Raw genomic sequence first — 24,937 nt, 5'->3', positions numbered from 1 at the left:
ATGTAACAAAATCGCTGAATTCCCATTCCGGGAAGCGGGGGAACCAATTCTGGGGTGAAACGTTTGTCGTGGGGCGCCTTTCAGCCCTAACCCGACAGCTAACCTCGTAAGCGTACTGGAAGGAGATGCTTCACATGTTTCAGTCCCTCGGTAAAATCCTCAGTTCTCGTCACAATCCACCTTGGAAAACCGTCGGCATACCGGATGGTTTTTAACAAACAATAACCTTCAACTGAATCCTCCGACACAATGAGTGCGCCTTTTTCCTAAGCACAGGCCGGCACACACAGGTGTGTTCACCGTGGGCACAAGTCTGAGGGTCTCACACTTCTGTTTCTTCATTTTATGTAAAAAAATATATTTTTATCCAGGTAGGACGGACTGTCTTATCGTATTCAGAATGCACAGTCCCGTTAGTACACCGTTAGTACACAGAAGGGAGACACAAATGGAGAGAAGAAGGGAGAAAAATCCCGTTGAAGACGCAGAGTTCAGTTCGTTTCATGCACGGCTAACCATTTATTCGTCTGGTGGTCCATTTTTAGACGGTTATATCCTAAGTATTATCGCCATCGCGTTAACACAAATTACACCACAGTTGCACCTCAATGCGACATGGAGCGGTTTGGTTGGTGCATCAGCCCTAATCGGGATTTTTATCGGTGGTTTTTTGGGCTATGTGACCGACAAAGTCGGACGGCAGCTCATGTACACAATCGATTTCATTCTGCTTATAGCTGCTTCCATAGCGCAGTTTTGGATCCAAACAGGTTGGGAACTGTTTATTATTCGGCTGATCTTGGGTATCTCAATTGGCGCTGATTATCCCATTGCAACATCCCTCTTGGCCGAGTTCTCGCCGAAAAAACACCGGGGTATCATGCTGGGCGTGACTCTGGTTGCATATTACATCGGTTCCACGGTGGCGTATATCGTAGGGCAGCTGATGTTGAATATTGGTCCGGATGCATGGCGCTGGATGCTGGCAAGCAGTGCTATTCCGGCCATCATTCTCGTGCTCTTGAGATTGGGCACGCCGGAGTCTCCGCGCTGGCTGCTCCAAAAAGGCAAACGGGCCGAAGCGGAAAAAGTGCTCAAACAAGTTTATGGATCGAGTGCATCGCTTGACGATATCATCGTCCCGAGTGCTGGTGAGGCTGAAACCAGCTACCTTAAACTGTTTTCTCCAGGTTACCTCAAGAGGACGTTGTACGTCGGTTTGTTCTATATGGCTGCCGTTGCACCGTTATTTGCGATGCTGACATTTGGCCCAGAGATGCTTACCTCATACCATTTATTTGAAGGTGCATCGGGCTACGGCGCGGCTATTATCAGTTTCCTGTTCCTCATTGGCTGTATCCCAGCTCTCTTCTTGGTAAACAAGTTGGGTCGACGGCCCATGATCATTCTGTCCTTCGCGGGCATGACAGTCGGCATCCTGCTGTTAGGGCTTTTCCCAAACGGGCCTGTGAGTATCATCCTCTTTGGGTTTGTGGTCTACGCGATATTCTCTGGGGGACCGAATGTCATGGAGTGGCTGGCACCAAATGAGTTGTTTCCCACGGAAGTGCGCGGAACAGCCGTTGGTATTACAACAAGTATTAGCCGCTTCGGTGCTGTTTTTGGCACGTACTTATTCCCTTGGGGCTTACAGAAGTTCGGTATCGGACCGACCATGTTAGTGGGTGCGGCAGTCACATTTGCCGGTTTGCTGGTCTGTATTGCACTGGCTCCTGAAACGACAAACAAGACACTCAATGCTGCCAGCAACGTTCGTCGGGACGGCTTTTCCGGGAAACACAGAGCCCATTCATGAGGCAAATGATTTGGTGGAACTGTAGTTCTGACCACGGCAATACAGAGGGGGTATTCTCCCTCGTATGAACAGACCTTCCTCGTATCGGGGAAGGTCTGTTTGCGTCGAGTGGGACCAAACTAAATCTGCCCGCCTCACGTCGCACCCTACCCGGGCCGTACGGATTCGTCGTTCATCTCGGCGAGACGCTTGATTGATGCCAGGCGCTTATCCCACTCTGCTGCTAGATCTGCCATCCAACGGGCCGTGCCGTTCAGTTGTTCCGGGTACACTGAATAACGCATTTCGCGCCCGGTGCGACCGCGAGAGACAAGTCCAGCCTTGCTGAGAATGGTTAGATGTTTGACGATAGCTTGGCGGGATACCGGTATGTGAGTCGCCAACAGCGTCGCTGTGGCTTCTCCACGTGTCGCGAGTACATCGAGTAACTGCCGACGCGTGGGGTCCGCGAGGGCTGCCAACACCGCCTCGACGTGCCCAGTCTCCATCTTCACACCGACAACTCTTCCGCGTGTTGCCGCAACACATCTAGTTGTATAGACCATCCTTTGGTGTTTTCATCGAATGCCTGATGACGCCCGTTTTCTGATGCGTCGAGGCTCGCAAAGCCACTTTCCACAACACGCAGCCGAGTTCCGCCAGCCTCCGGGATCAAGGTAAACTCAACCAATGTGGAGTTCCCTTCCCTTGGTTCCTCACCAGGAAACGAGCTTGCCCACCGGCAAGCAATGTAGGTCGGTGCGTCAACGCGTTCTATGACCACCGGAAAGTTCCCGTACTTTGTCTCCGCCAATACCCGATTTCCATCCACGTGCACCTGATTTGGCCCTGGCGCGTCGCCAACCCACCATGCTGGTTCATTGACTAACGACCACACCCTGTCCAACGGTGCGGTAATAAAGATCTCTCGTTCGATCCGATTCCGTTCCACAGGTGTTCCTCCTTGATAACAATGTGCAACCGTAGGGTAGCACTTTGTTAGACCGTTGTTCAACTTCTGATAGGCACGTTCTCGCGATGACGACGGTAATTTCTTTACAAAACACTCAGATATAAGGTTTCGTCCAAATGTTGTTTAAATTTTAAATATTCAAAACTAATGACTCGTAAAACCTGTTCCATCTCTTGATATGACAATCGAGACCGAGAATCTTATTAGCTTTTCTTTTGTTCGGTCTGAGCTTCCTTCTTCGCTACTTTCGTTGAGTCGTTTAACAAGGCATACCTAACTCAACCAGCAATCCATATTTTGCGGTTTAACACTTCATTAGTCCGTCGCGGTTAACATGATACAGAATTTCCACGTCCCTAGGATTCTCAATATTTCCGCTTGCCAATCACATATCCTTGGTGTACATTGTATGCGTCATGTATGCTGGTTGTATACAATTTGCATACACGGCGACATCAACGAAAAGGGGGAGACCATGGCAACACAAAGGCGCACGACGGCCAAAGAGCGGGCCTATCAATACCTCAAGGCCTGCATCATTGACGAGACCTTCAAACAAGATAGCTTCCTGACGGAGGAAGAGGTTGCACAGAACTTAGGTATCAGTCGGACGCCGGTCCGGGAGGCCTTTCTCCTGTTGGAGGCAGAGGGGTTTGTAAATCTGTTCCCGCAACGCGGCGCCTATATTCCAACGATTTCTATCCGGGATATGCAAGAGGTTATGGAGACTCGGGAACTCATCGAATTGTTTTCCATAGATAGACTGATGGCTAACGTCGATGCCGTACGGGGGATGAAGCAGCTCATTCAGGAACAGGAACAGTTGCTGGAAGAGGGAGATATTCAGCAATTCATTGATTGTGATAGTGAGTTTCACAACGCGATTGTCTCGGCATCTGGAAATCATCTCTTAATGGAAATTTACAGTGGGTTGAATGACAAAATGCTGCGGATGGGTGTAAAGGCGGTTATGTCCTCATCTGAGCGCATGCGTCAGGTCATCTTAGAGCATCAAGCGATTCTGCGTGCTGTAGAAGCCGGAGAAGAAATCCGATTACGTGCAGCCATCATCAGCCATTTGGAAACGACGTTGTCGGTCTTGTTGAAACACAAGGTATAGGAATTTGAACATGGCCAGGTGAACAAAAGGTTTATGCGCCGGAAGAAAGCGCATTCACAAACATCCAGGGGAGTGACGATATGTATACATTGGGTTTTCTCTTGCCGAGCGGCCAAGCTTTGGATTTTCGTGTCGACAAGGCGATATGTGTAGGGTATTCGGGGAGAAACCAGGACATGGTGAAGCAACACATTGAGGAGCTGGCCCACGAAGGTATTGCGCCTCCACCGTCCGTCCCGATGGTTTATCCGGTCAGCGACATCCTCGTTACCCAAAACGCAGCCATTGACGTCCTTGGCGAAAAGACGTCTGGCGAAGTCGAGTTTGTCCTCTTAGTGGGGCCTTCTGGGACATATGTGACCGTCGGATCTGATCACACAGATCGGGAACTCGAAGCGTACAGCATTCCTTATGCAAAACAAGCTACGCCAAAGCCTGTCGCTACGCAGGTTTGGCCATTGGACGAAGTCATTGACCACTGGGATGAACTCGAGCTCATATGTGAAATCAAGGGCGAAAACGGTTGGGAGACCTATCAAAAAGGTAGTATATCCGCAGTCCTGCATCCTAACCAAGTAGTCCAATTTGTCCAACAAAACGGTGCATTCAGCCAACTCGGAACAGTTTTGTTTTGCGGCACTGTCCCAATTTCATCCGGCAGTTTTCGTTTCGAGAAGCACTTCCGGCTTTTCCTCCATGACCCACTACGGGCAAGAACCATCGTCCATGAATACACCGTGCGCAACGTCGCACAACACGGAGGCGAACAAGAGTGAAAATTGCCGTCTGCCAAATGCCCATCGTCCAGGGGGACCGCGAGAAGAACCGCAAAACAGCAGAACAAATGCTTACTGAAGCTGCAAAGTGCGGCGCAAACGTTATCGCGTTGCCTGAGATGTGGACAAGTGGATATGATTTTCAAAACCTCTCTTTGCATGAAGAATCTTTAAACGGGGAAACAGCTCTCTTTTTATCGGCGCAAGCGAAGAAATTTGGCGTCTGGCTGATTGGTGGTTCTCACCCGGTTCGCTACCCAGACGGTGTCCGTAACACTTCGCTCACGTTTGATCCAAACGGAACACTGCAGAACACATACAGCAAAATTCATCTCATCGGACTCATGAACGAAGACAAATACCTCGTTCCAGGTGATCATTTTGACGTGTTTTCCCTGGGTGGTGAGTCTGCCGCCGTTGAAATATGCTACGATGTTCGATTTACCGAACTCTCCCGTAGTTACGCACTGATGGGTGCGAAAATCCTGTTTATTCCAGCGGAATTCCCAGTCCAGCGGGAAGATCACTGGGTGACTTTACTGCGCGCTCGGGCGATTGAAAACCAGATGTACGTCGTTGGCATCAATGCTGTCGGGAAAAACGACAACGACACGTTTAAAGGAAAATCGATGATCATCGACCCGTGGGGACAAACGCTCGCGGTGGGCTGTGATTCGAGGGAGATTTTGACCGCTGATGTTGACCTATCCAATGTTAGTGAGATCCGTCAAATGATCCCCGTGTTCAAAGATCGGAAGCCAGAATATTACAAAATTGATAAATAGGGGTGAAACGTGTTGAAAAACCTTCGTTGGTGGTTTGCATTTTTATTTTTTATCATTGGGCTGGTTGCCTATATGGATCGCTCGAACATAGCCGTTGTCGCCACACCGATGATGAACGATTTTCACATCGACAAAGTGAAGTTCGGACTTCTTAACTCTTTGTTTTCGCTAGGATACGCGGTGGCCAATTTGCCGGCAGGCGCCCTTGCCGAGAAATTCGGCGCTCGTTATATTGTCGCATTCGCCATGCTCTGGTGGTCCATTTTTACCATGTTGACCGCTTCTATGCGTAGCTACGGATTGCTTGCCACAGTGCGACTTCTGTTTGGGGTGGGTGAAGGCCCTATGTACCCTGGAAACTCTGTGTTTAATACGTATTGGTTCCGCACAAATGAAAAGGCGAGGGCGTCCGGCGCGTTGCTCGCTGGGTCGTATTTCGGTCCCGTCATCGGTCCCATCATCACCGTAGCGATTTATCACGCTTGGGGATGGCATGCGGTCTTCTACGTGTTCGGTGTTGTAGGACTGATTGTGACCGTCATTTGGTTTTTTCTTGGTCGCAACAAACCGGAAGATCATCCAAGCATCAGTTCAGAAGAACTGGCCCACATTCAAGCAGGACGTTCTGTTCAAACGGAAATTAAAAAAGCAGCTCCTTGGGGAGAATTGCTCAAAAATCCACGTTTTTGGCTGTTCGCGTTGCAATATTTCGTCACCATCTATGTAGTCACAATGTTTCTCGTTTGGCTCCCTACCTACTTGCACGAAGCCCATCATTTGTCGGTCGCAAAGTCTGGTGTTGAAGCGGCATCGCCCTGGCTTGCCATTTTCTTTGTCGTTCTATTCGGCGGTGCCATTTCCGACCGCATGATCAAAGCCGGCAAGTCTCGAATGAAAGCGCGCGGTGGTCTCGCAATTGGCGGTTTTGTCGTTTTCGTGATTGCCATGTTTCTAGCTGCACACACAAGTAGCGCTGCCGCAAACGTGCTTTGGTTAACCGTCTCCCTCGGTGCGTTAGGTCTGCCTGTCGTGACATCGTGGGCTACCGCCCTGGATCTTGGCAATCAATTTTCGGGTTCTGTTTCCGGTTGGATGAATTTCTGGGGTAATGTCGGTGCCTTCTTGTCCCCGCTTGTCTGTGGTTGGCTAGCACAAACGGTAGGTTGGAACGCCGCGCTCCTGATCAATATCGTGCCTGTACTTATCGCCATTATCATGTGGTTTGGTGTTCGTCCGGACAGACCATTGCTTGACGACAGTGAGAGTACAAGTACTGTTCCAAAAGAATTTAAAGCTGCTACTAGGGGATAGACCTTTTCGCATCCGGTTATGAAAACCTCAAAACAGGTCGAAAAGTGAGCTATTCTCATCTAACCTTTTGCCTGAGAATGCAGAATCTACACTGGGTTCAATCGTGCTGGGCGTACTCCGCAGACTGGTGAAACCAGCGCTCGATGAGTAGCATACCAAGCGATTCAAATCAGGACTTGTCTTAAAGAGAACGGTGAGAAAAGGGTAACATACGACGTTACTTTTGAAGGTGTGGTCATTTCGATCACACCCTTTTTGTCTGTGAACAGAATAATGCCCAACATAATAGTTGAGAAACGTGATCGCCGCTTTTGCGTTACGTGGACCGTATTGTTAACTTTAAGAAGAGGTTGCCCCTTAGTTGAAGGGAAGGCGGAACGGTTGTCTAAAGATATGAGCCTGTGATTCTAAACCAGCAAAGAAGGTTGTTAAAGTGTTCGTATCTGAAACGGAAATTGAAGTACGGTACGCTGAAACAGACCAAATGGGTGTTGTTTATCATGCGAACTATATCATTTGGTTTGAAATTGGACGAACAAAATTAGTTAAAGATTTTGGATTGAATTATCTCGATATGGAGGATGCAGGGTATCTTGCACCCGTTTTGGATGTTCAGGCAACGTTTAAAAGACCCGTCAAGTATGGAGAAATGGCCACTGTACGGACTTGGGTTGAGTTCTACAACGGCATCAAAACGATATATGGATATGAAATTCTAAATGAAGACAACGAACTATGCGTGAGCGGTACGACCACACATGTGGTTGTTGCGAAGGATTCGTTCCGTCCCGTTTCGATGAGAAAAGTTTTTCCCAACTGGGACGAAATCTATGAGCGGAATAAAAAATGAGGAATCACGGGTCCTCGTCTTTATGTTATTGATGCATAGGCACAGCGGCAAGTAAGTCAATGTAAAAAATTGTGTAGTCTTTCTTTCGCGCGAAAGCGCTAACTGGACTCCTCTACCATTGTTAAATTAATAAATAACTCGTAAAATTCAATTTCATATTACTTCCTTAGAGAGTTCAGAAAGAGAGATGCTTCATATGAACATGTTCCGCAAAAAACCTCTTACGGACACTTCGAAAACCGAAAGTGTATCGCAATTGAAAAAATCACTTGGCCCGTTCGACGTCGTCGCGCTTGGAGTTGGCGCGATAGTGGGAACGGGTATTTTTGTTCTCACGGGTGTGATCGCAGCGAAAGACGCCGGACCGGGCATTCTGGTTTCCTTTATTCTGGCGGGCATTGCCTGCTTTTTTGCCGCACTGTGCTACTCAGAATTGGCTGCGGCAGTACCCGTTGCCGGCAGCGCATACGCGTATAGTTACTCATCTTTCGGCGAGTTGATCGCCTGGATTTTAGGCTGGGATCTCATTCTCGAGTACGGGCTTGCCTGCGCTGCAGTGGCGAGTGGCTGGTCAGGATACTTCCAAGGATTGATCAATGGATTTGGGTTACATCTCCCAGTCAGTCTCACCAGCGCCTACAATCCCTCGAAGGGTACCTACTTTGATTTGCCAGCCGTGCTGATTATGTTGCTCATTACATTTCTGCTCACGCGCGGCGCAAAGGAATCCGCTCGATTGAATGCCGTCATGGTTGTCATTAAAGTTGCTGTGGTCCTGCTATTTATCGTTGTCGGCGCCTTTTATGTGAAGCCCGCAAACTGGTCGCCATTTGCCCCATTTGGGTTCTCGGGTATCGAATTGGGAGGGGCGACCGTATTCTTCGCCTACATCGGCTTTGACGCAGTGTCAACGTCTGCGGAGGAAGTTCGCAATCCGCAGCGGAACATGCCCATTGGAATTCTTGGCTCTCTCCTGATCTGCACGATCCTCTACATCGCCGTCTCTCTCGTCTTAACCGGCATGGTTCCGTATCATCTTCTCGACGTAAAGAACCCGGTCTCGTTTGCGCTTCAATTTGTTCACCTCAACTGGGTCGCGGGTTTTGTTTCACTCGCGGCACTCATTGGGATCACGACGGTGCTTCTCGTCATGAGTTATGGACAGACGAGGCTCATCTATTCCATGAGCCGCGACGGGCTGTTGCCAACACGACTATCCGCCGTGTCGAAGCGTCAAGTTCCCCAGTTGGCTTGCTGGACGACTGGCATCGTCGTTTCGGTATTCGCCGGTGTTGTCCCCCTCGACAAACTGGCGCAACTTGTTAACATCGGTACGCTTTTTGCATTTGCCATGGTTTCCATCGGGGTCATTGTCCTGCGCAAAACTCAGCCTCAACTGGCTCGTCCGTTCAAAGTTCCTCTGATGCCTTGGCTGCCCATTGTGAGTACCCTTTGTTGCGGGTATCTCTTGTTCGAACTTCCGCGTACGACGTGGGTCAGCTTCTCTATTTGGCTCGTTCTCGGACTCGTGTTCTACTTCGCTTACGGTTATCGACACAGTGCCCTGGGCAGAAGCCAAGCTGTCGAAGACGGAAGTTTGCGGCAAATTAGCGGGTGATTGCCGCTCCTAGTGGGCGGCCCTTTCGGCAGAGGATTACCAGCGCGGTGGGATTGCGGCCCGCCGTGCGTGGGAATCCCGTTATGCGGCCCTCCTGAGAGTCCCACTTCATTCTCATCCAAGCCCCGCGGCCATCCTCCAGTGAAACCTCGCCATACCCCGCGCAAAACCCACTCAAGCCTACCGCCCCCAGTCCTCGCTTCTCCTTTCCTCCGTCACCCACCGTGTACCCCTCAAAAGAACATGACACCTGTCACATCAATTCGGTGATACCGTGCACTACGGCCAGACGTGATCGAGCCGTAGGATAAATGTAGAGCGAACAATCTACATGAACGAGGCAGGGGGAACCGGTGTGCAAGAGGCAATTTTGCTTGACGGTGTGAGCAAGCGGTTTGGTGATAAGACGGCTGTGGACAATGTGACGTTTTCAATAGAGGCCGGATCGATTGTGGCATTGCTTGGGCCAAATGGTGCTGGCAAGACCACGGTCATTTCCATGATGCTGGGGCTTGCAAAGCCAACCGCAGGGAACGTACGGGCATTTGGGCAAAGCCCGAACAAGCGGGCGACGCGCAAGCACTACGGCGTCATGTTGCAGCAGGTGAGTTTGCCGCCGAAGCTCCGGGTGCGGGAACTGGTGAATTTGTTTCGGAGCTACTACGATCATCCACTGGACACAAGCACCCTGCTCAAGATGGCGGACTTAGAGGAGCACGAGAAGAAAGAGGCCGTTAAGTTGAGCGGCGGGCAACAGCGCCGTTTGCAGTATGCGTTAGCGATGGCGGGGGATCCGCGGATCGTCTTCCTTGACGAGCCGACCACGGGGATGGATGTGACTGCGCGGCGATCGTTTTGGGAGAACTTGCGCGCCTTTGCACAGCAGGACGGTCGGACGATTATCCTCACGACACACCATTTGGAAGAGGCGGATGCCATTGCGGATCGGATTTTGTTGATGCAAAACGGTCGCATCACGGCTGATGGAACGGTCGATGAAATCAAGCTGCAGGCGGGCAACCGCTACGTCGCATTCATGGCCGGGCCGCAGGTGCAGTCGGATGCCATCGCGGGGCTTCCCTATGTCGCTCACGCCCAGTGGAGCGGTCGCCACGTACGCATTCGGACGAAACGACCGGACGACGTGTTGCGCGCTGCCATTCTCCGAAACTTGGATGTTTCGCACTTTGAAGTGTCGCAGGGACACCTCGAAGACGCCTTTGTTTCGCTGACGGAGGCAAGTGCAGCAGAAGAGGGAGGGACAAACCAATGAGCCGCTGGTTGGAGCAGTGTAAATATGAAATTCTACGCAACGTCCGGAATCGTCGCTTCTTCTTTTTCAGCTTACTGTTGCCCATCGGATTCTACTTCCTCTATGTCAACTTGATTGGCCGTGACACGCAAGTGAACGGGGCCAGTTGGGCGACGTACTATATGATGTCCATGGCGACGTTTAGTGTCGTTGGTGCGGGACTGAACGGATTGTCCTCACGCATTGCGTTCGAACGGACGCAGGGGTGGCTTCGGCTCGTCCAGACGACGCCGCTGTCGTCCACAAACTACGTGACGACAAAGATCGTTGCGAACCTCGTCATCAACGTCACGGAAGTGCTTGTTCTGTTCCTCGCTGGTGGCTTGTTCGAGCATGTTCACCTCAGTGCAAGCGAGTGGATCTTTAGCGGGCTGTGGATCGCGTTCGGAGGCCTGACGTTTATCGTTTTGGGGATTCTTATCGGGCAACTCGCGGGAATGGACGCGGCGCAAATCGTCGCTTCGGCCGTTTACTTTCTCGTGTCTATCACAGGTGGACTGTGGTTCCCGGTGACCATGATGCCGTCTCTGTTGAAGAATATCGCAAATTGGATGCCGACCTATCACTTGGCGCATGTGGCTTGGCAGCTTGTTGGGGGCGGATCGCCGTCTGCATCGGATTTCAGTATCTTGCTGGGATACCTCGTGGCATTTTCACTCATCGCCATTTGGGTGACTGGTAGACGGGGTGAAGCACGCGTGGCATAACGCGAAGCGGTGACCCACTGGATTCATTTGACATGCTAAAATGGATTCAGTCGCTTGAAGACAAAAAGTGGGATGGTGGAGAATGAGGAGCCTGGTCATGAACGCGCAGTTTCCGAAAAAGAACCGGAGGGTGCTATACTTTTTCCTCCTTCAACTCATCATCCCAGCGGCTTACCTGTTCCCTGGCAAGCCGCTCAAAGTCGCTATAGGGCTCGCCTGCATCGTTCTGTTCGGGGTCATCTACTCGTTAAGCTTTGCGGCGACCGGCAACCGACGTGTGATCTGCGCTATCGGTATGATGGCTGTCATGTGGTCGATGGCGTGGTGGTTCAGTCCGGGCTACTTCTCTCTGGTCTATTATCCCGGTGCGGTCTTGTCCTTTTCGCCAATTCGTAAACTGGTTATCGGCTACGCTACGCTGTTAATTGGCAGCTTTACGGAGATTTACTTTCTCTATCAGCATTACCACAAATCCATCATGGCAGATTGGCCCTCCATCATCGGAATATTATTCGGCATCGCGTCTATGTCATTCATGCTTCGCTATTACGGGAAAATTCAAGAGGCGAATGATAAGTTGGCGGCGGCGAACGCCGAGATCGCGCGACTGACGAAAGTGGAGGAGCGTGCCAGAATCAGCCGCGATCTCCACGACGTCATGGGTCATCAACTGTCCATGATCACGCTCAAAGCGCAATTGGCCACCAAACTGCTTGCCAAAGGCCGCGAACCGGATCGCGCTTTGACAGAAGTTCGAGACATTGAGCAGGCTGCGCGCGAGGCCTTGACCCGCGTGCGCGAGTACGTTGCTGACATGCGTCAGGCGGATTTCGGCGAGGAATGGGTGGCGGCGCAGGAGTTGCTGCGCACGGCCGGGATCGAATGCACTGTCGCGGATGACAGTCAAGGGACGGAAACTGGCCAGGCTTATCAAGTTTTGGCCATGTGCCTTCGGGAAGCTGTCACGAACATTGTTCGACACAGTGCTGCGAAAAGGGCGTTTCTCTGGGTACAGGAGAAAGATGATGGACTTGTTCATTTGTGGATCGTGGATGACGGACGCGGGCTGCCAGCCGAGGCGGAACACGTGACGGACAGCAGCGTCACCGATTCGTGGTCGGGTAATGGGCTGAAAGGGATGCGCGCACGTGTAGATTCCGTCGGCGGACACATCGCGTACTGGTGGAAACAGACGGGGCGTCAGTCGCCGATTCTGTTCGAAGCAGCCGCTCACATCCGTTGGGCTCCGAGCGTGGTGCTTCATGTTTCGGTCCGTCGTTCATCTCAAGAAGCAGAGACCGTGAAGGAGAAAGTACAGTGATCCGAATTCTCATTGCGGAAGACCAGGCCATGGTGCGCGGTGCCTTGGCAACGTTGCTTGACCTGGAGGACGATTTTGAAGTCATCGCCAGTGTGGGCAACGGTCTTGAAGCCGTTGAACGAGCGAAAGTCCTGCTACCGGACGTCGCCTTGCTGGACATCGAGATGCCGAAGATGAGCGGACTCGAAGTCGTTGAAAAGCTACGATCCGCCGTGCCAAGCTGTCGCTGTGTCCTGGTGACGACATTCGCGCGCCCAGGATACATGCAGCGAGCCATCAAGGCAGGAGCCCGAGGGTATTTGCTGAAGGATGCGCAAGTGGAGGAATTGGCGGCGGCCATTCGCCGGATCGTGGCGGGGGACCGCGTCATGAGTCCGGAACTCATGATGGCCGCCATGGAATGCACGAATCCGCTGACGGATCGAGAAAGCGAAGTTTTGCGCCTGGCGGCACAGGGAATGACAACGAGAGAGTTGGCACGCACACTCTGTCTATCTGAGGGCACGGTCCGCAACTACCTGTCCGAGACTATGTCCAAGCTCAGCACGAACTCTCGGCAGGAGGCAATCAAGACGGCTGAATCGCAGGGCTGGATTTAGCTGCGGGTGGGGCCGCTGCCGAGAAACGAAGCCTCCCCAACAGGCCGCCAGGGTCGCCCCCCGCGTGCCAAACCCTCACGACTACGCCGCAGATTTTTCTCCGCGTACGAGGGAGGCCAATATCCCGATCACGGTGGCAACGAGCATGGCGACGAGTGCCACTCGGAAGCCTAGCACGAGCAAGTGGATGTCGCCCGGAGGGAGACTTGCTTCGTTCCCAGCGTAGACACTGGCTTGCAGTGCTTTCGGCAGCCCCGCTGTCACGAGCATGAGCGACAAGGCGGTGCTGATGACTTGGCCCATGTTTTGCAACATGGATCGAAGGCCATTTGCTGTCCCGCGATGGGCTGGATCGATGGTTGTCATAATGGACGCCGTATTTGGCGTGAGGAACAGTGCACTTCCTGCTCCGACTAGGAACATACCGATTGCCGCCCACACGAACAGTCCGTACGGGCCTACCACGACTATCAGAATGGCGACGCCGACCCCCGACAGTGCGAGCCCGAGACTGGATATGACGCGGGCATCATAGCGACTGGCAAGGGACCCCGCAACGGGCGACAGAATCAACATGCCCAGTGTGACAGGTAGAACGGCCAGACCTGCTGTGAACGGCGTATCGTGATTGATGGTCTGGTAGTACAGGGCCATGAGCAGGACGACGGCGGATCGGGCAAATGAGTTCAGAAAAGCTGCGACGTAGGCCATTGCGTACCGCCGCTGCCCGAACAAGTGTAAGTCCATCAAAGGACTTTTGGATGTCCACTCAATGCGCATGAAGATCGGTGTCAGTATGACGAAAGCCGCCAGTCCTAAGAGCACAATCGGACTCGACCAGCCGAGCGTGCTGCCCTCTGAGAGTGCCAGAATGACACCGCCCAGTGCGAAGAAAACGAGAATGTTCCCCGACACGTCGAACGGCTCGCGCGTGCCTTTCGATTCCATTCCCCTTAACGTCGTGGCAGCCCAGATGACACCGAGGATGCCAAACGGCACGTTGAACCAGAACACCCACTGCCAACCGAGTGTGGAAGCGAAGAATCCGCCTACGACAGGACCGGCCAGTTGAGCGAGAGACGCGATCAAGACATTGATCCCAAGCCCCTTGCTCAATGTCTTTTCTGGGAACGCATCTGTGAGCAGGGGTGTCGTATTGGTGATGACAATGGCCCCGCCAGCCGCCTGAATGGCTCGGAGGACAAGGAGTACCCAGATGTTCGGTGCCAGACCGATCAAGAGGCTCACGACTGTGAAAATGGACAGCCCGATGATGTAGAGCCGACGACGACCGAACATGTCGGCCAAACGACCGAAGATCAAGATAAAGACCGTGTTGAACAACATATAGGAAAGCAATATCCAGTTTGCCGTTTCGGCATTCGCGTTGAAGTGTTTTGCCACCACGGGAAGCGCCACGTTGAGTGTTCCGACGTTCAGCAGGGTGAGCAGGACACCTAAGCTGGTTACTGAAAGAACAAGCCATGGATAGCGCGTTGAGGTTGTATTAACAGCCACAAATTCACCCCCAACTTAGAATTATTTCGACCCGAGAAATATATCACAAATGAAACGACTGGGCACACTGTCATCCGAAGCGTGTAAAATAGTGGATATAGTGACTTGGTTGCTATATCCTTGTATGAAAGGTTTCTTTCTATTCGTACAAGTCTGGTGCTCATGTCTAACATGCGATATTGGAGTGGAAAACGGATGCGTTACGCGTTCATCTCAGACATTCACGGAAATGACGTCGCGCTTGAAGCGGTTATGGAAGACATTCATGATACGGAGTGCGACAAAATCATCGTCCTCGGGGACATTTGCTTTCGCGGGCCTGCACCGAAACGTTGCCTCGACATCGTGCGTGATCGTGCGGATGCCGTGTTGAAAGGAAACGCGGATGAGTGGGTCGTTCGGGGAGTGAGGTCGGGTGAAGTGCCGGATGATCGGTTGGACATGATGAACCGTGAAGGAATGTGGGCACGGGAGCAACTGTCGGAAGACGATATCGCATTCCTGAACAGTCTGCCCATGACGTTGGACGGTAGCGATCACGGCACCAACTGGCTCGCCTTCCATGCCACGCCAAAGGACCTGTTTCAGGTGGTGTTGCCGGATGCGGGCGAGATCGAGATTGAGGAGCGAATCATTGGCACGCATCCGCATGACATGTTCCTGTACGGTCACATTCATCTCCCGTATGCGCGGCGAGTCAGGGACCGGACTATCGTCAATCTGGGCAGCGTGGGACTGCCATTCGACGGCGTAGCGGAAGCGAGTTATGCGGTCCTTGACTGCACTACTGCGAGGGTTGACGTCGATTTGAGACGGGTGCCGTACGACATTGAACGAGCTGTGACGGCGCTCTCGGAGGCGGAGTACCCCAACGCAAGTTACATTGCCGAAGTGATGCGGAACGGGAGGCCGTAGGGGGACCTGATTCATTTGCGGTCGAGAAGAGAGATTGCTGATTTTTTGGCGGAGGCCGCTACAGCTTCAGATACGAGCCGAATTTGATTCTGATATCGCGCTCTGTCCCACGAGTTGTATGACGGGTGTGGGACTTCTTCGATGATCCGCCAGTTTGGATCGGAGAGTCCAGCCAAGCGCACAAACTTCTGAGCGAATCTTCCACAAGGGACAAGCGTAATCTCTCTGCCCAGATGGGGTGTGAGTTTTGTACGCAAGTGATCGATAAGCCAATCTTGAATGTCCATCTGCCGCTTACGAGAATACGTTTCCTTCTGGTTGGTCGTCCGCACGTACTCCATGTCATGGAACCACTCCAGGATGTTGTCAACCATCTCACGTTCACCGTAGGCGCTCTTTTGAAGTGGTATGTTGCAGACATTGACAAGTCCGATCCCGTTCAATATAGGTTCATCCAACACCCTATCCGCGCACTGCTTCATTAACAGCCCCAGTGGCGTGCGAGCATACTCGGTGTTGAAAAGGTGTTTGCTCATCGTCACCCCAGAGCTACCAGCCACGGGCGCGCCGTGTTGAACCTCTTGAACATGCGGTGATTCCAGCACAAAAATGCAAGACGAAGTAGGCAGGAGAATATCGGGTACATGGTAGTCTTTTGCGAATAAGCTCACAATGTCGTAAAATGTCGTCGCACCTTCTGTCACACAACACACCTCCAGGTTCAATCTTAACACGGTTTAAATTGTCTCGAAAAACCCGATACTGGCTTCTTGAAGCTACGTCTACCACGCTATGTAGAGTGTAGGCAAATTCGGGACGCCGCTGTAAAGTGAATTGAACGGTGTTTTGTGACGAATAGGCAAACAAGTGATTACATAACTGTGAAGCGCTTGTGAAGCTTTTTCAAATTCTGCTGCTGTGAGAGCGCCATTTGTAGACGACTCTGGTATCATCTATATGGCGTTTGAGACTGGGGTACATGTACCTTGTCCTAGAGGGGCTCCGGATAGACGTGTTTGCCTGGATTCATATCTGGTTTCGTCCTAGGCCAACGTAGTCCGCTGTAGGACAAAGGCACCGGCACTGGTCTACATATCTCATAGATAGAAAGGAGACGAAAGCGACGATGAAGCCATCTGGGCGTCGACTTCGCGGCCTATTTCTCGTGGTTGGGCTTTCCATGTTGGCCCTCACAGGATGTGGCACGGGTAAGTATATTCCTGTGCTCAGTCCGCAAGGACCTGTCGCGAGAAGCGAGTACTACCTGATTATCTGGTCATTTGTCTTGATGATTGTAGTAGTTTTAGGTGTGTTCGTCATCTACTTCTATATGCTCGTCAAGTATCGTGCTCGACCAGAGAATAAAGATTACGTTCCACCCGAAATTGAAGGGAACTCACGTTGGGAGTCCATTTGGACAATCATCCCAATCATTATCGTCATTGCGTTGGCTATCCCGACGGTTGCGGTGACGTACAACTTGGTGCAGCCACCGAAGTCTGCTGCAGCCACGACTGCAACGAAGGAAACTCCGATCACAATCGACGTTATCTCGGAACGTTGGAAATGGGTGTTTAAGTACCCTGGACAGAACATCGAGACAGTCAATTACGTGAACATTCCAGCCGGTCAACCGATTGACTTCGAATTGTCGTCGACAGGTCCCATGAATGCGTTCTGGGTTCCAGCCCTTGGCGGCATGGAATTCGCGATGCCAAGTAAGGACCTTAAACTGTGGCTGGAAGCTGACCATCCAGGTACTTATGACGGTCGTAGCGCACAGTTCTCAGGTCGTGGCTTTGCGAACATGACCTTCAAGGTCAACTCTATGACGCAAGCTCAATTTAATGCTTGGGTTCAAAAGACGCAACAGACTGCACCAAAGCTTACGAAACAGACGGATGACCAACTGCAAAAGCCTGGTTTGGTTTCTCCGATGACATTCTCGTCAATCGAGCCGGAATAATCTCCGACTTATCGTTTCGACTGAATAAGTACGCGGCAAGGGAGGAAGCAGAGTGGGAAGCATTCAGCAGTTTGTCACGCATTTCTTCATGCTTGACGAAGGCCCCCTCATTTGGATGTCCGATGCGCTCATCACATTAGCGACCATCGGTATCATCGTTGTCCTCACCTACTTCAAACTGTGGAAGTGGCTGTGGGACAACTGGCTCACGACAGTGGACCATAAGAAGATTGGGATTATGTATTTGATTGCCGCCATCTTGATGCTGTTCCGCGGCGGCACCGACGGTATGTTGATGAGGGCTCAGCTGTCGTGGCCGAATCTGCATTTTCTAAATGCCGATCACTACGACCAAGTCTTCACCACGCACGGTACGGTCATGATTCTCTTCATGGCAATGCCTGCGATTATTGGTTTCTTTAACGTTGCGGTTCCACTGCAAATCGGTTGCCGCGACGTCGCATTCCCGTACTTGAATGCAATCAGCTTCTGGTTGTTCTTTGCAGCAGCGATGCTGTTTAACCTGTCGTTCGTAGTCGGCGGTTCTCCGGACGGTGGTTGGACGAGTTATACACCGTACGTTGAAAACATGTTCGATCCGGGCCCGGGTGAAAACTACTTCATCGTTTCCCTGCAGATCACGGGTATTGGTACCATCGCAACAGGTATCAACTTCATGATCACCATCTTGCGCATGCGCGCACCAGGCATGACATTGATGCGCATGCCGATGTTCACGTGGTCCGTTTTGATCACGTCGTTCATCATCGTTTTTGCTTTCCCTGTATTGACGGCTGCTTTGGGTCTTCTCTTGATTGACCGTGACTTTGGAGCGCACTTCTTCACAGTCAGTGGCGGCGGTATGCCGATGCAATACGTCAACTTGTTCTGGATTTGGGGACATCCCGAAGTGTATATCGTTATTCTGCCTGCTTTCGGTATTTTTTCCGAAGTCATCAGCACGTTCGCGCACAAGCGTCTATTCGGCTATGCTGCGATGGTCGTATCCATGGCATCCATCGCCATCCTGAGCTTTATCGTGTGGGTTCACCACTTCTTTACGATGGGTGCTGGGCCGGGCGTTAACTCGTTCTTCGGTGTATCGACGATGGCAATCGCCATTCCGACCGGCGTGAAGGTATTTAACTGGCTGTTCACGATGCATAAAGGTCGGATCGAATATACGTCTGCCATGCTGTGGGCACTTGGCTTTATACCGAATTTCTTGATCGGTGGTTTGACTGGTGTCATGCTTGCTGTGCCACCCGCTGACTATCAGTATCACAACAGTTACTTCTTGGTGTCACACTTCCACTACGTGCTCATCGGCGGTACGGTCTTCGGCGTTTTTGCCGGTCTCTACTACTGGTGGCCGAAGATGTTTGGCGTCCTTCTCAACGAGCGCCTTGGGAAATGGCACTTCTGGACATTTATGATCGGATTCAATGTTTGTTTCTTCCCGATGTACTTCCTCGGATTCATGGGTATGACACGTCGTGTCTACACATATCCGGCTGGTTACGGTTGGGGCGTCATCAACTTGATTGAATCCATCGGTGCAATCGGTATGGGTGTTGGCTTCCTCATCATGGTTTACAACATCGTTTGGAGCGCACGCTTTGGTGAGCGCGACACAACAGGTGATCCGTGGGATGCACGTACACTGGAGTGGGCGACAACGTCTCCGGCTCCCGAGTACAACTTTGCACGTATCCCTGAAATCAAGGGTCGCGATGCTTGGTGGCTCATGAAGCGAAATGGTGAGTCCATCAACGGTCCGAAGGATATCCCGTTCGAGCCGATTCACATGCCGAACAATTCCGGTCGACCAATTATTATGAGCTTGTTCTTCTTCATTGCCGGTGCCGGTTTCATCTTCTCGTGGTGGATACTGACCATCATTGGTCTGTTGGGCGTTCTTGTCACTCTGGCACAACGTTCCTTCGAGTACGATGACCATCACTACATTCCGGTCGAAGAAATCGAGCGCACAGAATCTGCGGCAGGGAGGTTGTAAGGATGTCTGACGCACACTCTGCGGTCCATGGGGGTCACCACGTGGACCCGTCACTTCCCAAGGAGTACCAGACGGAAGAAAACAGTCTTCGGATTGCAGGCTTCTGGGTGTTCCTAGGCCAGGACTTAGTGTTGTTCTCGTGTTTGTTTGCTACGTACGTTGTCATGCACGGTCGTACCGCGGGCGGTCCGACATCCATGGACCTGTTCGATGTCCCGGGCTTTACGATTGAAACCATTGCCCTGTTGTTCAGTAGTTTTACTTGCGGTCTCGCAACGTATGAGATGCGTCGAGGGAACAAGAACCCAGTCATCGCGTGGTTGATTGTGACACTGATCCTGGGTCTCGTCTTTATCGGGTTCGAAGTTCAAGAGTTTGTGAAGGACGTATCGGACGGCGCACGTATGAGCACGAGCGGTTTCCTTTCATCCTTCTTTACGCTTGTTGGAACCCACGGTTGTCACGTTAGTGTAGGTATCCTGTGGATGGCTGGATTGATTTTCCAGGTAGCACGTCGAGGCCTCACGCCGACAACTTCTCGCAAATTGTTTACAGTGAGCATTTACTGGCACTTCCTTGACGCAGTTTGGATTTTCATCTTCACCGTAGTCTACTTGACAGGGAAGGTGTTGTAACATGGAGGAGACCAATCACAAGTTTCACCAAGAGACGGGTTTCCCTTGGAAACACGTATGGGGTCTCGTCATCTCGTTGGTTTTGACGGCGATCGCGTTTTGGTTGGCCTTGGCAACACACCAACCACCAGCTCTCGTCATCACCGTCATCCTGGTGTTAGGTGTCGGTCAGTTACTCGTTCAGTTGTACATGTTCATGCACTTTACGGAAAGTGACGAGAAGGCTTGGCAGGTCCCGCTTATCTTTTTCGCGATTTTCGTCGCGTTCACGGTAGTAGGCGGTTCCATTTGGATCATGGCCTTTAAAGCGCTTGTCGCGTAATTACTAGGATAGAACCCGAAGGGATGTACAGATATGCCGAGAGGTCGAGGTTGGGGGATAGCTGCATTCGTCTTGAGCCTCCTCGCGACGATACAAACTTTCATCGTGAATTCGATGGGTTTTCTTGATGCCGCGACGGGATCTGCGTTTGGTTGTGGGCATGAGTGGTTACACTGCAATAACCAAATTATCCCGTCACAGTGGGGGCTGCACACGGCCATTGAGTTTATGCATCGAGTTGGGGTACCAATTCTCACTGTGCTGTTGTTGGCGACAATTGTCCTGGCGAATGTACGCTATCGCAAATGGATTGAAATCCCGATTTTCTCGGCTATCAGCATCTTCTTTGTGATTCTAGAAGCATTTCTTGGGGCGATGGCCGTCGTGCACGATGAACCACCAGCGGTTATCGCAACGCACTTCGGTGTGTCGCTGTTGGCTTTTAGTTCCAGCCTCCTGCTGACCATCTACATTTGGCGGGCAGAACGAGTCAGGCGTGCATCGTTGGAGAGTGGGCGGCTTATGCCGTTGCGCGAGGTCAACTTGACGAGAGGACTTCGTCTGTGGGCTTGGCTTGCCATACCGTATATCTATATTGCGATGTACGTAGGGGCATATATCTCAAGTTCAGATGCAGGTGACAGTTTTCGCGGTTGGCCGATTCCTACCGAGTCTGTCACGGCACCGAATGATGCCTTGGCTCTGGACTGGCTGCATCGTTCACTCGCACTCATTCTCGTTTTGTGGATGGTGCTCTTGTTCGTCAAGGCGTACCGAACGCGAGGAGAACGCCGAGATCTCTACACGGGGACAGTGTTTGCACTTGTCTTCGTTGTTTTACAAGCCTTTAGTGGTATGTACCTTGTTCTGACTCATATGAGTCTACTTGCATTCCTCATCCACGTATCGGTGATCACGGGCTTGTTCGGGACGCTCTGCTTCATAGCGGTACAGACATTGCCGCCATCACGGAGAAGTGTTCGAGAACCAGATGCACCTGGGCGTGACATCAGAACTGGCAGTCGCATATAAACTCCGAATCGAACTCTAGAGTAAGCATACTGGGGCTGTCCCCGCATTGCCATCACAAGGATGGGGTGCAGGGGGCAGCCCTTTTTTGCACTGCCCTGATAAAAAGGACGTCACATCCAGCCTTTTGGCTCGAGCTAGATATTGAGGCATATTCCACATGGATAACAAAGGAAATAAATTAAACATTATGGACTCAATTCCGATATTTGCTTCCGAATTTTCCCTGAGTTTCGAAATATGTTACCATTGAATTTAGGTGCGCTATGTACCGTCGGGTGGCTATCCGATCATATTTTTTTTGGGGAGGTGTCGCATGGGAGAGCCGTTAATCGAAGTACGCGAAGTGACGAAGATATTTGGGGGTCGTGCTGAGCAAGCTTTAAAAATGCTCGAGCATGGCAAAGGAAAGGACGAAGTTCGAGAAGAACTCGGCGTGAACGTAGGGGTGGACAAAGCTATCTTTTCTATCGAACGTGGTGAGTTATTTGTCATCATGGGATTGTCTGGGAGTGGCAAATCTACGCTGCTGAGATGCTTGAACCGTCTGATCGAACCAACATCGGGTTCCATCGTTGTCAACGGAACGGATATCACCAGGCTAAACAAAAACGACCTATTAAAATTTAGGCAGAAGCACATGGCAATGGTTTTTCAATCATTTGCATTGCTACCGCACCGTACAGTCGCTGAAAACGTAGCATTTGGACTGGAAATTCAAGGTGTAGGTAAGGAAGAACGTCTAAAGCGGGCACAAGAGCAATTGGCAATAGTGGGTCTTGAAGGTTACGGAGACCAGTACCCTCACAACTTGAGTGGTGGTATGCAACAGCGCGTGGGTCTTGCGCGTGCCTTGGCGAATGATACGGATATCCTTTTGATGGATGAAGCTTTTAGTGCGTTAGACCCACTCATTCGCGATGACATGCAAAACGAGTTGCTAAATCTTCAACACAAATTGCACAAGACCATTGTGTTTATCACGCATGACTTGAACGAAGCATTGAAATTGGGAGATCGGATTGCGCTGATGAAGGATGGGGTCGTGGTTCAAACGGGCCGACCTGATGACATTATCAGCAACCCTGCAAACGAATACGTCGAGCGGTTCGTGCGCGGTGTCGATTTAACAAAAGTTCTGACGGCAGCGGACGTTATGAAACGCCCATCTCCTTTGCTGAGAGTTCGCGACGGCGTACGTGTCGGCTTGCGTAAGTTGAACGAGGCTGGCCTTTCGTCAGGATTCGTTGTCGATGAGGACCAACATTTACTGGGGCTGGTATCGGCCGACGCGCTGGCGGTTGCCATCAGCAAACGTCTCGATATCGTGGGCGACTGTGACATACAGCCTGTAACAACTGTTGTTCCTGAAACCAACATGGAAGATCTATTCCACTTAGTGGTTCAATCAAATTATCCGCTGCCCGTCGTTGCCCACGACGGAGTGCTCCATGGACTGCTTTTGAAGAGTGCAATCCTCGAAGCCCTGGCTTCACAAGGGGGTGACAGGAATGAAGTTTCCACTTCCTAAGATTCCTTTAGCCACTTGGGTAACTGCCATTGTCAACTGGATTGTGAAAGAAATCGGCCCGTTTCTATCAGCCATATCAGACTTTATACGGGTTATCGTGAATCACGTCATTAGCTTTCTGGATTGGGTACCGCCATACGTTTTAATCCTTGTCTTTGCAATCTTGGCGTATCGAGCGGGCAAGTGGAAGTTGGCGCTTGGTACCGTCCTCGGGCTGCTCTTGATCTGGGACTTGAACTTGTGGAAAGACATGATTATTACCCTGGTGCTAGTGCTCATTTCGTCACTCGTCTCCGTCCTCATTGGCTTACCGCTCGGAATTTGGAGTGCTCGACGCGAACGGGTATATCGCGTTGTATCTCCCATACTTGATTTGATGCAGACGATGCCGTCCTTCGTGTACCTTATCCCAGTGATTATGTTGTTCAACATCGGTTTGGTTCCGGCCATCATTGCGACGGTGATATTTGCCATGCCGCCAACGATTCGCCTGACGAGGCTTGGGATTTTACACGTGCCGGGGGAACTCGTTGAAGCCTCGCGTGCTTTTGGAACGAACGACTCGCAACTTCTCTGGAAAGTGCAGGTCCCTCTCGCTACGCCAAACATTAAGGCTGGTATCAATCAGACCATCATGTTGGCGTTGTCCATGGTGGTTATCGCGTCGATGATCGGTGCAGGTGGGCTAGGCTCCGACGTTATGTCAGCCCTGCAGACGATTAATGTCGGCCAAGGTTTCGAAGCTGGAATTTGTATTGTCATTCTAGCGATAGTGATGGATCGGATTTCACAAAAATTTGGTGGCAAAAGAACGACTGCTTCCGAATGACGCCTGTCGTAGACCAAAAATCTCGATGACTCAGGAGGAATTTTGACATGTTCACAAAGAAACTCGGATTGACCGCTGGCTCTGTTTTAACAATGGTTGCTCTCCTCGCAGGTTGTGGTTCCGCAAACAGTTCTTCCTCAGGCGGGACGGGATCGTCCAATGGGACTACAGCAGGTTCCAATACTGGTGCACCGGCGACTACAGGCAGTAAGACCGTAAACATCGGTTACATTACATGGGACGAGGACGTCGCAGCCACGTATTTGTGGAAGAACCTGCTGGAACAAAAGGGGTACACGGTTAATCTGCAGCAGTTGGAGCCAGGAATGCTCTTTGCAGGACTGTCAAAAAATAATCTCAACTTGTTTTTTGATACGTGGCTGCCGGTTACGCACAAGCAGTACATGGACCGTTATGGCGCTGATCTAACAAATCTAGGTCAGTGGTACGATGGGAAAACGCAAGAGGGATTTGTCGTTCCGACGTACATGAAGAATGTCAATAGCATTAGTGATTTAAGTAAGATTTCCAACCAAATTCAGGGGAAGATTACTGGCATTGAGGCTGGAGCAGGTGAAACAGGGGCTGCACAACAGGCACTCAAGACATACAACTTGCCGGAAACACTGCAAACCAGCTCGACGCCAGCGATGTTAACAGCGTTGCAGAAGGCGTATGAACAAAAGCAACCGATCGTCGTGACGCTGTGGAGTCCACATTGGGCTTTCGCCAAGTATGATCTGAAGTACTTGAAGGATCCGAAGGCGGCCTTCGGAACAGGAGAACACATTCAAACAGAGGCAAATAAGGATTGGGCGTCAAGCAATCCTACCGTTGCTGGATGGATCAAGAAGTTTAAGTTGAACCAGAGCCAATTGGGGACACTTGAGGAAGATATCAATCAGGCCAGCAGCAAAGATGCTGGCGTGCAAAAATGGATCAAAGATAACCAGACGCTCGTTAACAGCTGGTTAAGCTAACTTGACGTGACCACACTAACGGCTGCGG

The 24,937-nt window shown here is 51.3% G+C and carries 24 protein-coding genes and 1 riboswitch; of the genes, 20 read left to right on the top strand and 4 right to left on the bottom strand.

The features are described 5' to 3' along the window. Nucleotides 1–2: 2 nt before the first annotated feature. Nucleotides 3–127, top strand: a riboswitch (cyclic di-AMP (ydaO/yuaA leader). Nucleotides 128–448: 321 nt separating this feature from the next. Beyond that, nucleotides 449–1,816: an MFS transporter gene (locus tag NZD86_RS20330; RefSeq protein ID WP_268043882.1), complete on the top strand. Its 1,368-nt coding sequence runs from the start codon at nt 449–451 to the stop codon at nt 1,814–1,816. A 146-nt stretch (nt 1,817–1,962) separates the two neighbouring features. Here the strand turns inward: NZD86_RS20330 and NZD86_RS20325 are convergent, their stop codons facing one another. Further along, nucleotides 1,963–2,304: an ArsR/SmtB family transcription factor gene (locus NZD86_RS20325; RefSeq protein ID WP_268046980.1), complete on the bottom strand. Its 342-nt coding sequence runs from the start codon at nt 2,302–2,304 to the stop codon at nt 1,963–1,965. A gap of 2 nt (nt 2,305–2,306) precedes the next feature. Then, a complete protein-coding gene (locus NZD86_RS20320; protein ID WP_268043881.1) occupies nt 2,307–2,747 on the bottom strand; it encodes an SRPBCC domain-containing protein in 441 nt (146 codons plus the stop codon). A 496-nt stretch (nt 2,748–3,243) separates the two neighbouring features. On the opposite strand from NZD86_RS20320, the gene NZD86_RS20315 reads away from it, so the two are divergent. The 10 genes from NZD86_RS20315 to NZD86_RS20270 all read left to right on the top strand — a co-directional run bounded on the left by NZD86_RS20315 (nt 3,244) and on the right by NZD86_RS20270 (nt 13,167). Continuing rightward, nucleotides 3,244–3,888, top strand: coding sequence for a GntR family transcriptional regulator (locus NZD86_RS20315; protein WP_268043879.1), 645 nt, complete (start codon nt 3,244–3,246; stop codon nt 3,886–3,888). Nucleotides 3,889–3,968: 80 nt separating this feature from the next. Next, on the top strand, nt 3,969–4,664 hold the full coding sequence (locus NZD86_RS20310; protein ID WP_268043878.1) for a DUF2848 family protein: 696 nt from the start codon (nt 3,969–3,971) through the stop codon (nt 4,662–4,664). Then, entirely contained in the window at nt 4,661–5,449 is a 789-nt protein-coding gene (locus NZD86_RS20305; protein WP_268043877.1) for a carbon-nitrogen family hydrolase, read from the top strand. Before NZD86_RS20310 ends, NZD86_RS20305 begins: the two co-directional genes overlap by 4 nt. Nucleotides 5,450–5,461: 12 nt before the next feature. Next, complete coding sequence (locus NZD86_RS20300; RefSeq protein WP_268043875.1) at nt 5,462–6,760, top strand: MFS transporter; 1,299 nt, start codon at nt 5,462–5,464, stop codon at nt 6,758–6,760. A 433-nt stretch (nt 6,761–7,193) separates the two neighbouring features. Continuing rightward, nucleotides 7,194–7,610, top strand: coding sequence for an acyl-CoA thioesterase (locus tag NZD86_RS20295; protein ID WP_268043874.1), 417 nt, complete (start codon nt 7,194–7,196; stop codon nt 7,608–7,610). 196 nt (nt 7,611–7,806) lie between these two features. Next, the gene (locus NZD86_RS20290) at nt 7,807–9,228 is read left to right on the top strand and encodes a branched-chain amino acid transporter BcaP (protein WP_268043873.1); all 1,422 of its coding nucleotides are present in this window, start codon (nt 7,807–7,809) and stop codon (nt 9,226–9,228) included. 355 nt (nt 9,229–9,583) lie between these two features. Continuing rightward, the gene (locus NZD86_RS20285; protein WP_268043872.1) at nt 9,584–10,501 is read left to right on the top strand and encodes an ABC transporter ATP-binding protein; all 918 of its coding nucleotides are present in this window, start codon (nt 9,584–9,586) and stop codon (nt 10,499–10,501) included. Further along, nucleotides 10,498–11,247, top strand: a complete 750-nt coding sequence (locus NZD86_RS20280; RefSeq protein WP_268043871.1) for an ABC transporter permease — start codon at nt 10,498–10,500, stop codon at nt 11,245–11,247. The genes NZD86_RS20285 and NZD86_RS20280 overlap by 4 nt, the downstream gene beginning before the upstream one ends. 97 nt (nt 11,248–11,344) lie before the next feature. After that, a complete protein-coding gene (locus NZD86_RS20275; RefSeq protein WP_268043870.1) occupies nt 11,345–12,568 on the top strand; it encodes a sensor histidine kinase in 1,224 nt (407 codons plus the stop codon). After that, nucleotides 12,565–13,167, top strand: coding sequence for a response regulator transcription factor (locus NZD86_RS20270; RefSeq protein WP_268043869.1), 603 nt, complete (start codon nt 12,565–12,567; stop codon nt 13,165–13,167). Before NZD86_RS20275 ends, NZD86_RS20270 begins: the two co-directional genes overlap by 4 nt. An 81-nt stretch (nt 13,168–13,248) precedes the next feature. Here NZD86_RS20270 and NZD86_RS20265 read toward each other — a convergent pair whose 3' ends face one another. Then, on the bottom strand, nt 13,249–14,685 hold the full coding sequence (locus NZD86_RS20265; RefSeq protein ID WP_268043867.1) for an MFS transporter: 1,437 nt from the start codon (nt 14,683–14,685) through the stop codon (nt 13,249–13,251). A 162-nt stretch (nt 14,686–14,847) separates the two neighbouring features. On the opposite strand from NZD86_RS20265, the gene NZD86_RS20260 reads away from it, so the two are divergent. Further along, on the top strand, nt 14,848–15,600 hold the full coding sequence (locus tag NZD86_RS20260; protein ID WP_268043865.1) for a metallophosphoesterase family protein: 753 nt from the start codon (nt 14,848–14,850) through the stop codon (nt 15,598–15,600). A gap of 11 nt (nt 15,601–15,611) precedes the next feature. Here the strand turns inward: NZD86_RS20260 and NZD86_RS20255 are convergent, their stop codons facing one another. Beyond that, entirely contained in the window at nt 15,612–16,304 is a 693-nt protein-coding gene (locus NZD86_RS20255; protein ID WP_268043864.1) for a hypothetical protein, read from the bottom strand. A gap of 422 nt (nt 16,305–16,726) precedes the next feature. On the opposite strand from NZD86_RS20255, the gene NZD86_RS20250 reads away from it, so the two are divergent. The 8 genes from NZD86_RS20250 to NZD86_RS20215 all read left to right on the top strand — a co-directional run bounded on the left by NZD86_RS20250 (nt 16,727) and on the right by NZD86_RS20215 (nt 24,909). Continuing rightward, nucleotides 16,727–17,566: a cytochrome c oxidase subunit II gene (locus tag NZD86_RS20250; protein WP_268043862.1), complete on the top strand. Its 840-nt coding sequence runs from the start codon at nt 16,727–16,729 to the stop codon at nt 17,564–17,566. Nucleotides 17,567–17,654: 88 nt separating this feature from the next. Continuing rightward, nucleotides 17,655–19,583, top strand: coding sequence for a cytochrome aa3 quinol oxidase subunit I (qoxB, locus tag NZD86_RS20245; protein WP_268046978.1), 1,929 nt, complete (start codon nt 17,655–17,657; stop codon nt 19,581–19,583). A 2-nt stretch (nt 19,584–19,585) separates the two neighbouring features. Then, on the top strand, nt 19,586–20,218 hold the full coding sequence (gene qoxC, locus NZD86_RS20240) for a cytochrome aa3 quinol oxidase subunit III (RefSeq protein WP_268043860.1): 633 nt from the start codon (nt 19,586–19,588) through the stop codon (nt 20,216–20,218). Between the two features lies 1 nt (nt 20,219). Continuing rightward, entirely contained in the window at nt 20,220–20,540 is a 321-nt protein-coding gene (gene qoxD, locus NZD86_RS20235; protein ID WP_268043859.1) for a cytochrome aa3 quinol oxidase subunit IV, read from the top strand. Nucleotides 20,541–20,573: 33 nt separating this feature from the next. Further along, nucleotides 20,574–21,572 carry a COX15/CtaA family protein gene (locus NZD86_RS20230; protein WP_268043858.1) on the top strand — a complete coding sequence of 333 codons (999 nt, stop codon included), beginning with the start codon at nt 20,574–20,576 and terminating at the stop codon, nt 21,570–21,572. A 313-nt stretch (nt 21,573–21,885) separates the two neighbouring features. Continuing rightward, entirely contained in the window at nt 21,886–23,100 is a 1,215-nt protein-coding gene (locus NZD86_RS20225) for a quaternary amine ABC transporter ATP-binding protein (RefSeq protein WP_268043857.1), read from the top strand. Then, nucleotides 23,081–23,929 carry an ABC transporter permease gene (locus NZD86_RS20220; protein WP_268043856.1) on the top strand — a complete coding sequence of 283 codons (849 nt, stop codon included), beginning with the start codon at nt 23,081–23,083 and terminating at the stop codon, nt 23,927–23,929. Before NZD86_RS20225 ends, NZD86_RS20220 begins: the two co-directional genes overlap by 20 nt. Before the next feature lie 47 nt (nt 23,930–23,976). Beyond that, nucleotides 23,977–24,909: a glycine betaine ABC transporter substrate-binding protein gene (locus tag NZD86_RS20215; RefSeq protein ID WP_268043855.1), complete on the top strand. Its 933-nt coding sequence runs from the start codon at nt 23,977–23,979 to the stop codon at nt 24,907–24,909. The last annotated feature ends 28 nt before the right edge of the window (nt 24,910–24,937 follow it).

The sequence above is a fragment of the Alicyclobacillus dauci genome (genome assembly GCF_026651605.1).
Classification (GTDB): domain Bacteria; phylum Bacillota; class Bacilli; order Alicyclobacillales; family Alicyclobacillaceae; genus Alicyclobacillus; species Alicyclobacillus dauci.
The sequence above is the reverse complement of the archived record's forward strand: the minus strand, read 5'-3'. Positions and strand labels throughout refer to the sequence as shown.

Coding starts and splice junctions, on each gene's coding strand:
- NZD86_RS20330 (WP_268043882.1), top strand. CDS start 449: ATGGAGAGAAGAAGGGAGAAAAATCCCGTTGAAGACGCAGAGTTCAGT.
- NZD86_RS20325 (WP_268046980.1), bottom strand. CDS start 2,304: ATGGAGACTGGGCACGTCGAGGCGGTGTTGGCAGCCCTCGCGGACCCC.
- NZD86_RS20315 (WP_268043879.1), top strand. CDS start 3,244: ATGGCAACACAAAGGCGCACGACGGCCAAAGAGCGGGCCTATCAATAC.
- NZD86_RS20310 (WP_268043878.1), top strand. CDS start 3,969: ATGTATACATTGGGTTTTCTCTTGCCGAGCGGCCAAGCTTTGGATTTT.
- NZD86_RS20290 (WP_268043873.1), top strand. CDS start 7,807: ATGAACATGTTCCGCAAAAAACCTCTTACGGACACTTCGAAAACCGAA.
- NZD86_RS20280 (WP_268043871.1), top strand. CDS start 10,498: ATGAGCCGCTGGTTGGAGCAGTGTAAATATGAAATTCTACGCAACGTC.
- NZD86_RS20275 (WP_268043870.1), top strand. CDS start 11,345: ATGAACGCGCAGTTTCCGAAAAAGAACCGGAGGGTGCTATACTTTTTC.
- NZD86_RS20260 (WP_268043865.1), top strand. CDS start 14,848: ATGTCTAACATGCGATATTGGAGTGGAAAACGGATGCGTTACGCGTTC.
- NZD86_RS20250 (WP_268043862.1), top strand. CDS start 16,727: ATGAAGCCATCTGGGCGTCGACTTCGCGGCCTATTTCTCGTGGTTGGG.
- qoxB (WP_268046978.1), top strand. CDS start 17,655: ATGCTTGACGAAGGCCCCCTCATTTGGATGTCCGATGCGCTCATCACA.
- qoxC (WP_268043860.1), top strand. CDS start 19,586: ATGTCTGACGCACACTCTGCGGTCCATGGGGGTCACCACGTGGACCCG.
- qoxD (WP_268043859.1), top strand. CDS start 20,220: ATGGAGGAGACCAATCACAAGTTTCACCAAGAGACGGGTTTCCCTTGG.
- NZD86_RS20230 (WP_268043858.1), top strand. CDS start 20,574: ATGCCGAGAGGTCGAGGTTGGGGGATAGCTGCATTCGTCTTGAGCCTC.
- NZD86_RS20225 (WP_268043857.1), top strand. CDS start 21,886: ATGGGAGAGCCGTTAATCGAAGTACGCGAAGTGACGAAGATATTTGGG.
- NZD86_RS20220 (WP_268043856.1), top strand. CDS start 23,081: ATGAAGTTTCCACTTCCTAAGATTCCTTTAGCCACTTGGGTAACTGCC.
- NZD86_RS20215 (WP_268043855.1), top strand. CDS start 23,977: ATGTTCACAAAGAAACTCGGATTGACCGCTGGCTCTGTTTTAACAATG.